The 14,328-nt window shown below is 34.0% G+C and carries 14 protein-coding genes; 2 read left to right on the top strand and 12 right to left on the bottom strand.

The features are described from left to right. Positions 1 to 5: 5 nt before the first annotated feature. The 8 genes from GXM17_RS13255 to GXM17_RS13220 all read right to left on the bottom strand — a co-directional run bounded on the left by GXM17_RS13255 (position 6) and on the right by GXM17_RS13220 (position 7,529). The gene (locus GXM17_RS13255; RefSeq protein WP_163399806.1) at positions 6 to 431 is read right to left on the bottom strand and encodes a protease complex subunit PrcB family protein; all 426 of its coding nucleotides are present in this window, start codon (positions 429 to 431) and stop codon (positions 6 to 8) included. 26 nt (positions 432 to 457) lie between these two features. Further along, positions 458 to 1,594 (bottom strand): N-acetyl-alpha-D-glucosaminyl L-malate synthase BshA, encoded by a 1,137-nt coding sequence (gene bshA, locus GXM17_RS13250; RefSeq protein WP_163399805.1) that lies wholly within the window; start codon positions 1,592 to 1,594, stop codon positions 458 to 460. A 259-nt stretch (positions 1,595 to 1,853) separates the two neighbouring features. After that, a complete protein-coding gene (locus GXM17_RS13245; protein WP_163399804.1) occupies positions 1,854 to 2,300 on the bottom strand; it encodes a hypothetical protein in 447 nt (148 codons plus the stop codon). Between the two features lie 298 nt (positions 2,301 to 2,598). Then, positions 2,599 to 3,081 carry an ABC transporter ATPase gene (locus GXM17_RS13240; protein ID WP_163399803.1) on the bottom strand — a complete coding sequence of 161 codons (483 nt, stop codon included), beginning with the start codon at positions 3,079 to 3,081 and terminating at the stop codon, positions 2,599 to 2,601. A 101-nt stretch (positions 3,082 to 3,182) separates the two neighbouring features. Then, a complete protein-coding gene (locus GXM17_RS13235; protein WP_163399802.1) occupies positions 3,183 to 3,974 on the bottom strand; it encodes a (Fe-S)-binding protein in 792 nt (263 codons plus the stop codon). 71 nt (positions 3,975 to 4,045) lie between these two features. Then, positions 4,046 to 5,377 carry a 4Fe-4S dicluster domain-containing protein gene (locus tag GXM17_RS13230; RefSeq protein ID WP_163399801.1) on the bottom strand — a complete coding sequence of 444 codons (1,332 nt, stop codon included), beginning with the start codon at positions 5,375 to 5,377 and terminating at the stop codon, positions 4,046 to 4,048. A gap of 5 nt (positions 5,378 to 5,382) precedes the next feature. Continuing rightward, on the bottom strand, positions 5,383 to 6,348 hold the full coding sequence (locus GXM17_RS13225) for an MlaD family protein (RefSeq protein WP_163399800.1): 966 nt from the start codon (positions 6,346 to 6,348) through the stop codon (positions 5,383 to 5,385). Between the two features lie 50 nt (positions 6,349 to 6,398). Continuing rightward, positions 6,399 to 7,529, bottom strand: a complete 1,131-nt coding sequence (locus tag GXM17_RS13220) for an N-acetylmuramoyl-L-alanine amidase family protein (protein WP_163399799.1) — start codon at positions 7,527 to 7,529, stop codon at positions 6,399 to 6,401. Positions 7,530 to 7,610: 81 nt separating this feature from the next. On the opposite strand from GXM17_RS13220, the gene GXM17_RS13215 reads away from it, so the two are divergent. Continuing rightward, positions 7,611 to 10,325, top strand: a complete 2,715-nt coding sequence (locus tag GXM17_RS13215; RefSeq protein WP_167522122.1) for a putative LPS assembly protein LptD — start codon at positions 7,611 to 7,613, stop codon at positions 10,323 to 10,325. Between the two features lie 31 nt (positions 10,326 to 10,356). Next, the gene (locus GXM17_RS13210) at positions 10,357 to 10,737 is read left to right on the top strand and encodes a RidA family protein (RefSeq protein WP_163399797.1); all 381 of its coding nucleotides are present in this window, start codon (positions 10,357 to 10,359) and stop codon (positions 10,735 to 10,737) included. Here the strand turns inward: GXM17_RS13210 and GXM17_RS13205 are convergent. From GXM17_RS13205 to pfkA, 4 genes are all read right to left on the bottom strand, one after another. Then, the gene (locus GXM17_RS13205; RefSeq protein ID WP_163399796.1) at positions 10,718 to 11,092 is read right to left on the bottom strand and encodes a methylglyoxal synthase; all 375 of its coding nucleotides are present in this window, start codon (positions 11,090 to 11,092) and stop codon (positions 10,718 to 10,720) included. The two genes, GXM17_RS13210 and GXM17_RS13205, sit on opposite strands and share 20 nt — an antisense overlap. 8 nt (positions 11,093 to 11,100) lie before the next feature. Beyond that, positions 11,101 to 11,952 carry an N-acetylglucosamine kinase gene (locus GXM17_RS13200; protein ID WP_163399795.1) on the bottom strand — a complete coding sequence of 284 codons (852 nt, stop codon included), beginning with the start codon at positions 11,950 to 11,952 and terminating at the stop codon, positions 11,101 to 11,103. A gap of 123 nt (positions 11,953 to 12,075) precedes the next feature. Further along, the gene (gap, locus tag GXM17_RS13195; protein WP_163396584.1) at positions 12,076 to 13,080 is read right to left on the bottom strand and encodes a type I glyceraldehyde-3-phosphate dehydrogenase; all 1,005 of its coding nucleotides are present in this window, start codon (positions 13,078 to 13,080) and stop codon (positions 12,076 to 12,078) included. A gap of 76 nt (positions 13,081 to 13,156) precedes the next feature. Beyond that, positions 13,157 to 14,143 carry a 6-phosphofructokinase gene (gene pfkA / locus GXM17_RS13190; protein ID WP_163399794.1) on the bottom strand — a complete coding sequence of 329 codons (987 nt, stop codon included), beginning with the start codon at positions 14,141 to 14,143 and terminating at the stop codon, positions 13,157 to 13,159. Between the last annotated feature and the right edge of the window lie 185 nt (positions 14,144 to 14,328).

Here is a 14,328-nt window from a genome sequence, read left to right as displayed (position 1 = left end):
TTTTTTTACTTAATAATAATTTCTTTTTTAGAATGTATTTTAACAACCGTATAAGGATAACTGATTACCTGCATCACCATACCGTCTTCAGCAGGAATATTTTCTTTAACAGTAATAATAATGTTCTTATCGGTTTCTTCTACCTTCTCAATCCCTATTGAGTAACCTCCTGTATTTTTTTCGCCCATGTTCAAAATCACATAATTCGAATTAGTAATATCGTCGTGTTTCATTTTATCCTTTAAAAGAGGATCATTCTGAAGCATTAAGATTTCGTTAGGCTCAGTCAGAATTTCAAAAAATCTGATATTTCCGCCTCCGCTGGATTGTTGTGTCAGAATTTCATACAATGGGCTGTTTGAATCAGATCTTTTCTTTGCTCCACAAGATAGTAAGAGAAAAACTGCTAAAACTGAAATTACTTTTTTCATTTAGAATTATTTTTACAGGTTACGTTCTATTCTTTATAGTCGTCTATTGCTTTTTGATATAACGCCTCATATTTAGGCAATATGTTTTTAATGTCGAATTTTTTGGCAACTTCTAAAGCATTATCTTTAAACTCTTTCAAAACTTTGTCATCTTTAAGGATTTTTATAGCATTCAGAGCCATTTCCTCAACATTGCCTACATCACTCAAATATCCTGAAACACCATCAAAGTTTACTTCAGGTAAACCTCCTGAATTACTTGAAATTACTGGCACTCCACACGCCATCGCTTCTAAAGCAGCCAAACCAAAGCTTTCTGTTTCAGATGGAAGTAAAAACAAATCGGTCAACAGTAAAATTTTATCAATCTCATGACTGTTTCCAAAGAAAATTACCTTATCCAGAATTCCTAATTCCTGACACAAAAGTTCTGCATTTTCTTTTTCGGGGCCATCTCCTACCATCATCAGTTTGGCTGGAATTTCTTTTTGAACATGATAGAAAATTTTAATAATGTCGGGTATTCTTTTTACTTTTCTAAAGTTACTGATATGGGTAATAATGCGTTCATTTTCCTTAGCCATAACACTTCTGTGACAAGGCGCCTGAGGATCTTTAACAACTTTATCCAATTCAATGAAATTCGGAATAACCTTAATTTTATTTTTTAACCTGAATAACTTCAGCGTATCATCTTTCAAACTCTGCGAAACCGAAGTCACATAATCTGATTTATTGATACTAAAAGTTACTGCCGGTTTATAAAAAGGATGATTTCCAACAAGCGTAATATCTGTTCCGTGAAGTGTCGTAATCATCGGAAGGTTGATACCTTCGTTCTTAAGCATTTGTTTTGCCATATAACCCGCATAAGCATGAGGAATTGCATAATGCACATGCAGCAGCTCAATTTTGTATAATTTCACCATATCAACCAATTTGCTCGACAAAGCCAATTCATAAGGCTGATAATGAAAAAGAGGATATTCAGGAACGTTTACTTCGTGATAATGAACATTTGGATTTAAAAGCGCCAATCTCACAGGCTGGCTATAAGTAATAAAATGGATTTCGTGTCCGCGTCTGGCTAATTCAAGACCTAACTCAGTGGCTACTACCCCGCTTCCACCAAACGTAGGATAACAAACTATTGCTATTTTCATGTATTAAATTTAATTCTACGAAAATACTCAAAAATGATGTTTAATCGGGCTTTTAAACTGTTAGATTTTTGACAAAATTAGATTAATTGTAGTTGATAAATATTTTTTGAAGCAGTACAATATCTGCATAAAAGACCAGTAATCCCGCTGTCCACTATATCTTTTCACTGCTAAAGAAGCAGCAAAAAGGATAACGCTCCCATCGGGGCTAAATTAGATCTTTTGTTTTCAGAAGAACATTTTATTTAATACTTTAATTTTAAACATCACAAGTAAAAATCAATTCATTAAAGTTTGGAATTTTATTTATGAGGTCATCGTTCCTGCTTGTAAAGACAAAATTTTCAACTTCCTTAAGATTACTCATTATAATATTTGTTTCTTTTATAAAAGCCAAAATACCGGTATAACCTAGAATTGTTGCATTTGTATCAATATATGATGTACAAAAACCGTTTATCCTAATAGTCCAGAAATCGGAACTATGTGAAAGCGCAAATTCAAGTCCATTTCTCAGCCCGGTTTTCAAAGTATTGAAACCTTCATGCCTGACATCCATCAAATCGCTAGAATATTTATAACCCGAATAATCTTCTATGATTTCATTTCTCTTTTCATTCTTTTGAATATGTAAGTTTACAATCGCAAAATGTAATAATCCATTTTTAACCTTCTGCCATCTAAAATTTTGATCAGAGTTTATCATTATTAATACTATTAGCTGTTTGTTTATAACTAGGTTTTATTAATGTGTAAATTGATATTTCTTTATTTCGCGAACTTTGTCAAAGTTTCATATTAGTTTATGATTCCACGGAACGAGAAATCTTCACAACTAATCCCGCAAAGCGAGTCGTCAATCTTTGTCGATTCTCCAGTGCGATTCCTCGTTCCTCGGAATGACAAATTTTGGCGAAACCTTAAACCTGAAATTTAAAACAATTAAAAACCAAAAAGGCACAAAACCTAAATTTCATGCCTCTCAAATATACTATAAATTTCTCTTAGAAAAATCTGCTATGCCAGCTATCAGCCGCAGGAACTTCCCAGGATTCATTAAATTCTTCGATATTGTTTACCAAATTATTGAAAACAATTGTATTCTCAGAAACTGATTTATCTTTTACCATTTTCTTAAAATCAATTAATGGTTTGTGTGCAATATGTTCACCAAGTTTGAAAGTCACATTCATTTTATCTAATAAATCGACATTATACTTTTTCTCTAAACCCTGAATAAATTCTACAGAACTATCAATCGAGCAACCTGTAGCCGCCTGAATTTCCTGATTAACAGCCAATATAATAAAACGGTTATATTTTAGCAAAAATGAAGCTTCAAGGCTTGTTCCGTGAGCTGCCCATCCTTCTACAAATGCTTTTAAATCAGTTTCGATTTCAGAAAATTCTTCCTCAGAAAATTTTCTGTTCGATTGATAAATCCAGACTCTGGATTCACCTGGCAAATTTTCAAAAGGTATATACATCTTTAAATTTTGTTTTTATTTGTTTTTTATTTCAGTTTCAGGTTTAATGTTTCAAGTTAAAAACTTTGAGCCTTTACTACTTAGTTACTTTAAGCCCTGGATTACAAATCCTGCGCATTTGCAATTAACTCTGCAACATCCATTACTTTTACCTGCCCTTCTTTTTCTTTGTTTTTGATGCCGTCAGTCAGCATGGTATTACAGAACGGACAACCAGCTGCAATAATATCCGGTTGGGTTTCAAGCGCATCTTCGGTTCTTTCGATATTCACTTCCTTATTTCCGGGCTCAGCATCTTTAAACATCTGCGCCCCACCCGCTCCACAACACAATCCGTTAGCTTTTGAACGCTTCATTTCAACTAATTCAACATCCAGTTTCTGAATCAAATCTCTAGGTGCTTCGTAAACTTTATTCGCTCTTCCTAAATAACACGGATCATGGAAAGTAATTTTTTTACCTTTAAACTGACCTCCTTCTACAGTAAGTCTTCCATCGTCAATTAATGATTTCAAAAATTCCGTATGGTGAATAACTTCGTAATTCCCTCCTAATTCGGGATACTCGTTTTTTAAAGTATTAAAACAATGCGGACAGGCAGTAACTATCTTTTTAGCTTCGTATGCATTTAAAATCTCGATATTCATCATAGCCTGCATCTGAAACAAAAACTCATTTCCGGCTCTTTTTGCAGGATCTCCGGTACAGCTTTCCTCAGTACCCAATACTGCAAAAGAAACGTTTGTACGATTTAAAATTCGCACAAACGCCTTTGTGATTTTTTTTGCCCTATCATCAAAACTTCCTGCACAACCAACCCAAAACAACACTTCAGGCTGTTTTCCTTCGGCCAGCATCTCTGCCATTGTTGGTACTACTAAACTTTCTGACATCTTATTTTGTTGATTTATTAATCGATATTTTAAATTCGGCTAATCCTAAAAATAACCTACTAACTATAATTCTAGCTCTCGTTTTTCCAGTTCAATCGGTCTTGCTGGCTATATTGCCAGGGTGCACCATTGTTTTCAATATTAGTCATCATTGCATTAAGTGACATTGGTGCAGCACTTTGCTCCATTACCAAATAACGGCGCATATCCATAATAATAGACAGCGGATTTATATTTACCGGACATTCTTCTACGCAGGCATTACAAGACGTGCAAGCCCACAACTCTTCTGGCGTAATATAATCATTCAATAATGTTTTATCATCAGGAACAAAAACCCCTTTGTTGGCATCAATATTCTTACCGACTTCCTGTAAGCGATCTCTGGTATCCATCATAATCTTACGGGGAGACAATTTCTTACCCGTTTGATTTGCCGGACATGCAGAGGTACAACGCCCACATTCTGTACAGGTATAAGCATTTAATAATTGAACCCAGTTTAAATCCTGTACATCGCTTGCACCAAATTTTGCAGGAACAGCATTTTCATCTACAGGAGCAGCAGCAAAAGGATCAGCATTTGGATCCATCATCAATTTCACTTCTTTAGTAACTGATGCCAGATTATCAAATTGCCCTTTTGGTTTCAAATCGGCAAAATAAGCATTTGGAAATGCTAAAATAATATGGAGGTGTTTTGAAAAGTATAAATAATTCATGAAACACAAAATCCCAACAATGTGCAGCCACCAGAAAACTTCAAATAAAACCACAACCCGTTCATTTGACATTCCGTTGAAAATCGGCGCTATAAACTGACTTACGGGAAAACTTCCTGCTTTATGAAAAACTCCTCCCGGAACATTTTGCAAATGCAGATCTGCAGCATTCATCAATAAAAACAAAATCATCAGAATGGTTTCAAAATACAAAATGTAATTTGCATCACTTTTAGGAAACCCGGTTAAATCCGAATGTATAAAACGTTTCAGCCTAATAAGATTTCTTCTAATCCAGAAAACCGTTACAGAAAAGATTACAAGTATCGCTAATATTTCAAAAGAAGCTATTAAAACATCATAAACTCCTCCTAGATAAGGTGCAAAAATTCTATGTGTTCCGAATAATCCATCAATAATAATTTCAAGTAATTCGATATTGATAATTATAAAACCTACATATACAAAAATATGAAGTACACCTGCAATAGGACGTTTAACCATTTTTGATTGCCCCAGAGCAATCAGAGCCATGTTTGCCCAACGAGCTTTAGGATTATCTTTTCTGTCTATGTCAACACCTAAATTGATATTTCGGATGATTTTTTTTACTCCTGAAGCAAAAAAACCAAAACCGGCTATTAGTATTATAGCAAATAAAATATTATCAAGATAGCTCATTGCTCTTATTTTTTAGTCGTCGGATTTTCCTCTTCTTTTGGAGCTACATACGGTTTGTTTTTCTTTCCAAAAACAGAAACATTTACGTAACGTGTTGGATTAAGACGCACATCCTGCAACAACAACTCTAACTCTTTTGAAGTTTTAGACAAATTATTATACAAGGCATCATCATTTAGCAATTTCCCGGCAGTTCCTTTACCTGAGTTTAAATTACTCATAATTCCATCCACTTTTGATAATGTCTGGTTTAAATTCCTGACCGTTTTGCCTAAATCGGCCTTGTTTAAAGAATCTGATATTTTATTAAAATTGGTTGACATTTTATTAAAATTTGTCACAATTCCATTAATCTGTGCTTTATTACTGTCTAAAATAGAATTCAGACTTCCGGAAGCTCTGTGAAACTGCTCCATAGTCTGGCTCAATTCTGATAATGATTTTTTTAGATCTTCCTGGCCCTTTTTATCCAAAACATTATTCAATCCGGAAACCAGCGTATTAATATTAGCAAGCATAAGGTCTAATTTTTGCTGAATAGGCTCAATTTTACCTCCTAAAGATTCTGTTAATCCTAACTCAACTGTCGATTCAAGAATCTGCCCATCTTCTGCAGGAGTTTTGTCAGCTAAATTTGGAATAATTTTAATTTGCTTCCCTCCTATCAAACTTGGCGAATACAATGAAGCTTTACTGGTTTTAGAGATTGGAAAATCAGTTTTCAACTGAAGTTCAACCATTAATTTACCAGTTGTTTCATTAATTGTAATTTTATTTACTTTACCAATCCCAAGTCCGTTTAGGGTTACGGGAGCTGACTGTGCCAAATCCTCAACATTATCATATTCTACATATAATGTTTTGTAATTTGTAAAAAGGTCTCTGCCTTTTAAAAAACTATAGCCCCAAATAAATAATAAAATTGACGCAATGACTAAAATAGCCGTTTTAATTTCTCTTGTTAGTTTCAAAATTGTAAGTGTTTGTACAAAATTAATATAAATATTCGAACTTACCAGTATTATTTGATAGCGTCCTGAATACTGATTTTTTCACCGTTTTTAGTTGCGACCAAAAAAGAAGCACCATATCCTTTACTTTTAGCTTCTTGCAAATATTTTTTTGCGGTTTCGTAATCTGAAGTTTCCTGATAAAAATATTTATAAATATTGTTTTCATAAACCATAGATATATTTTTTAAGCCTTTGAAATTTTTAGGTTCTAAAGGTGTTTTTTTTATGCTTGCAATAAGCTGAACCTTGAAGAAAGTTCCTTTAGGACTATCCTTCACTATTTTTGGAGCAGTTTCAACTGTTTTAGGTTTGGCAGGAACAGATGTATCTTTTGCAGGTTTCACATCATTCACTTCAGGGGCACCTGTCCCAAAATACTCTCTTTTATAACTTAGTATTGCCTGTGCGATTGCTTCAGCAATATCATTTTGTCCTGCTTCCGAATTTAAAATATCTCCTTCAGTTGGATTAGACACAAATCCTGTTTCAACCAAAACTCTTGGCATATAGGCTTTGTGAAGTACCATAAAAGGTGCTTGTTTTACACCACCCTGACGAAGTTTTTTTCCTAATTTCTCAAAATTATCTTCAATTTTGCTGGCTAATGAGATACTATTATCAAGATATTCTTCCTGCATTAAGGTCATTCCTATCATAGATTCCGGAGAATTAGGATCAAATCCTTCATATTTACGTTTATAATCTTTTTCTAAAGTAATAACCGAGTTCTCTTTTTTTGCTGCTTCCAGATTAGATGCTAATTTAGTCAAACCCATTACATAAGTTTCTGTACCATCTGCGGAGGTGTTTTTATTTGCATTACAGTGTATCGAAACAAAAATATTAGAATTCGCTCTGTTGGCAATATTAGCTCTTTCAACTAAATCAATGAAAACATCTGTTTTTCGGGTATAAATAACATGAACATTCGGACTGGCCTCCAATATTTTTCCAACTTTAAGCACAATAGCCAAAGCAATATTTTTTTCAATACGACCACTATAAACTGCACCAAAATCATGATCACCATGTCCTGCATCCAGGGTTACTTTGAAAACATTAGATTGCGGGTAAACACAGAAAGAAGTTATAGATAGAAAAAAAGTAAATATTAGTTTAGTTTTGTTAAAAATGTTCATAAATCTAAAAGTTAATTTTAATAAAATGCAAAGCTATAATTTTTACAATTGATTATTTTTGCCAAAAAATTATATGTAAGTTTGACATGTCAAAAAACAAGCCATACTTTTACAAAAATAGCATTTAAACCATTGCATACAAACTTATTTAATATCGTTTTATTATCATTTTTCCTGACTCTGGGATGCGGTAATTTATATTCACAGGAAATAAAACCTAAAAAAAAGACAGTACCTACTGAAAAACAAACTGATAAAACTAATAAAGCAATTGCAGACACCACGAAGACTATAACAGATACAATCAAGCTTGACACTGTCAAACCTAAAAAAGCTTTTTTAGACGGCATAGTTAAACGTACTGCCAAAGGTTACCAAAAAATTGACCAAAAGAATAAAACACTGACACTTTATGATGAAGCTGAATTATATTATAAAGATATAGAACTAAAGTCCGGCATTATAGTGCTTAATTACGACAAGGACGAAGTATATGCCGGGAGAATAAAAGATTCTGCCGGGGTTTTAACACAATATCCAAATTTCAAACAAGGATCTAATGAAGTCCAGCCGGATTCAATCCGCTTTAATTTTAAAACTAAAAAAGCCTTAATTTATAATTCAAGAACAGAACAGGGAGAATTTAAAATTAAGGCAGAAGTTACCAAAAAAGAAAATGACTCAGTTTACTATTTAAAAGGCGCTCGTTTTACTACTTCTACCGATGTTGACAATCCTGAATATTATTTCAAGACCAGTAAGGTAAAATTTGTTCCGGGAAAAAAAGTAATTACAGGTTTGACGCACATGGTGATTGCAGATGTACCTACACCTCTGGCATTACCTTATGCCTATTTCCCTATGAGCCAGGAAAAAAGCGTTTCTGGTATCATTATACCAAGTTATAACGATTCTAATACCAGAGGATTTTCATTACAAAATGGAGGTTATTATTTTGCTTTAAGCGATAATTACGACTTAACTGTTTTAGGGGATTATTACACAAATGGCAGCTACGCCATGCGTTTTGAATCTTCTTATGCCACAAGATACAAATATAGGGGTAATGTTAATTTTCGATATGAGAATTTGATTTCCAGCGAAAGAGGTTATCCTGATTATTCAAAACAAAAAATTTACAACATCCAATGGTCCCATTCCAAAGATTCAAAGTCTAATCCCAATTCCAGTTTTTCAGCCTCTGTGAATATGGGTAGCAGTAAGTATTTTAAACAATCTATTAATCAGGCTAATATTGGTTCAAGTTTAAACAATACACTTAGCTCGTCTATTTCCTGGAATAAAACTTTTAATACGATTCCACAAGCCCGGATAGCTTTAACGGCAACCCATTCTCAAAATACGCAAACAGAACAAATCAATATGACCCTGCCGTCTTTGCAAGGAAGCATTGATCGTATTTATCCTTTTGTTGGAAAAGATGGAGTGAAAAAAGGGTTGATCAAGAATATCAATTTACAATACAATGTCAGCGGTAAAAACAGTTTTGTGACCACGGATTCTTTGTTTTTTAAACCTCAAATGTTTGAAAATGCACAAATTGGAATGCAACACAGCATCCCTCTTAGTACCAATTTTAAAATATTTAAATATTTTAGTGCCAGTGCCTCTACCAATTACCAGGAAACCTGGGTTACAAAAACGATTAACAGATCTTATGATAACAGCTTAAATACAGTTGTGGACAAAACAGTTAATGGTTTTGATGCCTTTAGAACATATAATTTCAGTTCAAGCCTGGGAACCACGATCTATGGTACTTTTAAATTTGGTGATACCAAGAAAATACAAGCTATAAGGCACGTTATGCGCCCGTCTTTCTCCTATTCTTATACTCCAAGTTTTGAAAAATATTATGATACCTATGCTATAGATGCTACCGGCACAACTTACAAGGATTATACCCGATTTGAAAATGGAGTATATGGACAGCCCGGCAAATCCAATTCGAATATAATAGGTTTTGATTTGAGCAATACTTTTGAAGCAAAAGTAACTGATAAGGACAGCACTAAAACTGAACCTAAGAAGGTGATGCTTTTAAACAACCTGAACTTCAGCACCAGTTATAATTTTAATGCTGACGGAAAGACAACTTTTGCTCTTGAACCTGTACGCGTTAGTGGAGGAACACAATTATTTGATAATAAAATGAATGTGAATTTTGCCGCGACATTAAATCCGTATGCAATTGACAATTCGGGACAGCAAATCAATGTCTTCAATATAAATAATGGAGGAAGCTTGTTCAGAATGACAAGCGCCAATATGACTTTGAACTATTCGTTTTCCAACAAGAACGACAAAAAGGAAGAGAACAAACAAAGTGAGCGAAACGGAGGAAGAAGTGATGATTTATTTGGAACAAATACAGACTTAAATGACACGAGAAAAAGTCAATTTTCTGAAGAAGAATCTGAGAATGTAATTACCGAATTTTTTAATTCAAAACTTCCCTGGGATATGACCATGGCCTATTCATTAACATATTCCAATACAAACAGAGAAAATAAGATAACAGGGAACTCTATCATGGTTTCTGCAAATATGGACATCACCCCGAAATGGAAAGGCGGAATATCGAGCGGTTACGATTTTGTACAAAAAGGAGTTACTTTCACACAACTAAGATTTGAAAGAGATTTGTTGAGCTGGAGAATGTCTTTCAACTGGACACCACTTGGCACCTATGCTAACTGGAATTTCTTTATCGGAATAAAATCCGGAATGCTAAGCGATATTAAATGGGATAAAAGAAGCAATACAAACAGATAATTCCTTATTACAAATTTTTTAATATTTTAATATGAAAAAAATAATCTTTACCGACAAAGCACCAGCTCCTATCGGCCCTTATAATCAGGCTATATTATCGGGAAATACACTTTATGCATCCGGACAAATAGCGATAAACCCATCTACAGGAGAACTGGTTACAGCAAATATCAACGATGAAACACATCAGGTTATGCAAAATATTGCAGCTATTTTAGAAGCTGCTGATATGACGTTTGAGAATGTGGTAAAAGCTTCTATTTTCATAATGGACATGAATAATTTTGCTTCGATCAATACTGTTTACGGATCTTATTTTAATGAAAAAACCGCTCCAGCACGTGAAACGGTTCAGGTGGCTTGTTTGCCAAAAAATGTAAATGTTGAGATTTCTATAATTGCTGTGCAATAGCATCTAATAATAATTGTGCCGTTGCTTCATTAGTTGCCAGCGGCACATTATGTACATCACAAACCCTGATAAGCATATTAATATCTGCCTCATGTGGGTGACTTGACAAAGGATCCTTAAAAAAGAAAACCATATGTGTCAGCCCTTCTGCTACTCTGCCTGCTATTTGGGCATCACCTCCTAAAGGACCTGAGAGCATTCTCCTTGTCTTAAAACCTGCTGCTTCTGCTTTTCCACCGGTTGTACCAGTACCAATTAAACTTATATTCTCGTTTTGCAGAACCTCGGTATTTTTAATTAAAAAATTAATCAAATCTGCTTTTTTACCATCATGCGCAATAATTGCAATTTCCATTCTTAATTTTATTTATTTGCAACGTGATACGCAATAAGTCCGTCAATTGGACGTCTTAAAACGTTACCTAATTTAAGTTCGTATTTATCAAATATCTCCTGCAGCTCATCCTTAAGGTAAAAAGCTATAGAGCCAACAAAATGAACAGGTACTTCCTGACAGTTATCATATTGCCTGATATAGTTTTTTACAAAAGATTTCATCCCTTTAAAAATGATTTTTCTACAAAAATCGGAATCTTTATGCTGAATCAGAAATTTAGCAAAAGTTGCCAGATAAGCATTTGGGTTTGGCTCTTTATACAATTTGTTTTTGATGTAATCAGCATCTAAATTATATTCTTTTTCAAACTCAACAGCCAATTCTTTAGGCATCTTATTAAAATAATATTTTCTAATCAATTCTTTTCCAAACACATTTCCACTGCAGTCATCCATTGCAATATAACCTAATGATTGCACTTTTTGATGTAAAATTTTACCATCGTAATAACTACAATTAGAGCCAGTTCCTAAAATACTAACAATCGCTTCTTCTCCTTTTGGTGTAGTCGCATACACTGCAGCATAAGTGTCTTCCTGAACCTCAACAATAGCATTTTCAAAATACTCCTGAAATACCTGAGATAAGGATTTTTTCATTCGGTCAGTACCGCATCCTGCCCCATAAAAGAACAAATGAGTTGCTTCTTTTCTATTTTGTGAAATATCAAAACGATCATTTACTCTTTCTATAATTTCAGGTCCATCCAGTATTTCAGGGTTTAGCCCTAAAGTTTGTGTTGTGAACAGTACTTTTCCATTATCATCAATTGCAATCCAGTCAGCTTTGGTAGATCCACTATCAACTATTAATTTCATGTTAGTTTAGTTTTTAATTAGTTTTCTTTAATTAAAAGTGTGTTTTTTACATTAATTAAAGACATAACAAAATAAGAAATCCCGTTATTTAGAAATAACGGGATTTTCTCACTTAATAAAATATTATTTTAAACCTGCGATATGCACAGATAAATCAATTAATTTACTAGAATATCCGTACTCATTATCGTACCATGATACTAATTTAAAGAAAGTTGAATTTAAACCAATTCCGGCAGTTGCATCAACGATTGAAGTTCTTTTATCAGAAATAAAATCCTGAGAAACAACAGCATCTTCAGTATATCCAAGAATACCTTTTAATTCATTTTCAGAAGCTTTCTTTAAAACAGCCATAATTTCTTCATAAGAAGTTTCTTTAGCTAATTTTACAGTTAAATCTACCGTAGAAACGTCAGCAGTAGGAACACGGAAAGCCATACCTGTTAATTTTCCATTCAAAGAAGGGATAACTTTTCCAACTGCTTTTGCAGCACCAGTTGAAGAAGGGATAATGTTTATTGCAGCGGCACGTCCGCCTCTCCAGTCTTTTCTGGAAGGTCCGTCAGCAGTCATTTGAGTTGAAGTTGTAGCGTGAACAGTAGTCATTAAACCTTCAACGATTCCAAAATTATCATTAATAACTTTAGCCAGAGGAGCTAAACAGTTTGTAGTACAAGAAGCATTAGAAACAACTAAATCAGAAGCCTTAGCAGTTTCGTGGTTAACTCCCATTACAAACATTGGAGCATCTGCAGAAGGAGCAGAAATGATTACTTTTTTAGCACCACCTTTTAAGTGCTCACTTGCAGTTTCGATAGTTGTGAATATACCAGTACATTCAGCCACTACATCAACATCAACTTCATTCCATTTTAAGTCAGCTGGATTTCTTTCTGCAGTAATACGGATGTTTCTTCCGTTTACGTAAAGTTTTCCTTCTTTTACTTCAACAGTCCCGTCGAAACGACCGTGAACAGAATCATATTTCAACAAATAAGCTAAGTGATCTACATCTAATAAATCATTGATTGCAACAACCTCTACATTATCTCTATTGAAAGATTCTCTAAAAACGATTCTTCCAATACGTCCAAATCCGTTTATTCCTAATTTTACTTTTGACATTTTACTCGATTTTGTTTTTGTTCTTATTTTAACTAATTCAAAGTTTATTTTCTCACTATAAACTTCGTTTCTTTTTTTATGTTGACATGATATCCGATACTCGCAGTAACTCCATATCAATTTCTGATTTCCCTTTAATTGCCTGTTCTAACGGTGTCAGAGTCACTTTATCCTGTTGCAGACCAACCATATAATTTGATTTACCGGCTAATAGGGATTCTACTGCTTTTACTCCTAATCGGCTTGCTAAAACACGATCAAAACATGATGGAGAACCACCACGCTGCATGTGTCCAAGAACCGAAACACGTACATCATATTCAGGAAGATTGGCTTCAACATAATCTTTTAATTCGAATACGTTTTTACCAATTTTATCACCTTCTGCAATAACCACAATACTTGATGATTTTCCTGAAGCCTTGCTCTTTTGAAGAGAGTCTAAAAGTCTTTCAAGACCTAAATCTTCTTCAGGTATAAGAATTTCTTCAGCACCAGCACCGATACCTGCATTAAGTGCAATATGCCCTGCATCCCTGCCCATAACTTCTACAAAAAACAGTCGGTTATGTGAACTTGCGGTGTCTCTGATTTTATCAATACAATCTACAACTGTATTTAGAGCTGTGTCGTACCCTAATGTGAAACTAGTTCCAAAAATATCATTATCAATTGTACCCGGAATACCCATTACAGGAAAACCATATTCAGAATTAAAAATCAATCCTCCGGTGAAGCTTCCGTCTCCTCCGATAACTACAAGAGCATCAACTCCCGCTTTTACCAGATTATCGTAAGCTTTTTTTCTGCCTTCGGGTGTTCTGAATTCAGTTGAGCGAGCCGATTTTAAAATCGTCCCTCCTTTGTTTACAATGTTATTTACACTTCGGGGTCCCATTTCTTTGAAGTCACCTTCAATCATTCCCTGATACCCTCTATAAATTCCCAAACATTCTATATTATGATAAGCGCATGTACGAACAACTGATCGAATAGCGGCATTCATTCCTGGTGAATCTCCTCCTGAAGTAAGAACACCTACTTTTTTTATTGTTTTTGGCATTATTTAAGTATTAAAGTGTAAAATTAGCAAACATTCATCACTTTTCCGTTGATGATTATAATAAATTAGCAAATATATCAAATTCAAACGTTTTCGGTTAATAAGTTTTTATACACCTAAAAATTCATTTAAGACAATAAAAGTAACCTTTTTTAATTAATAATGTAAAATTAACATTCAACAAA

This window comes from Flavobacterium fluviatile (assembly GCF_010645065.1).
GTDB classification, from domain to species: Bacteria; Bacteroidota; Bacteroidia; order Flavobacteriales; family Flavobacteriaceae; genus Flavobacterium; species Flavobacterium fluviatile.
Note: the sequence above shows the minus strand (reverse complement) of the source record. Positions and strands in the feature narration are given on the sequence as shown.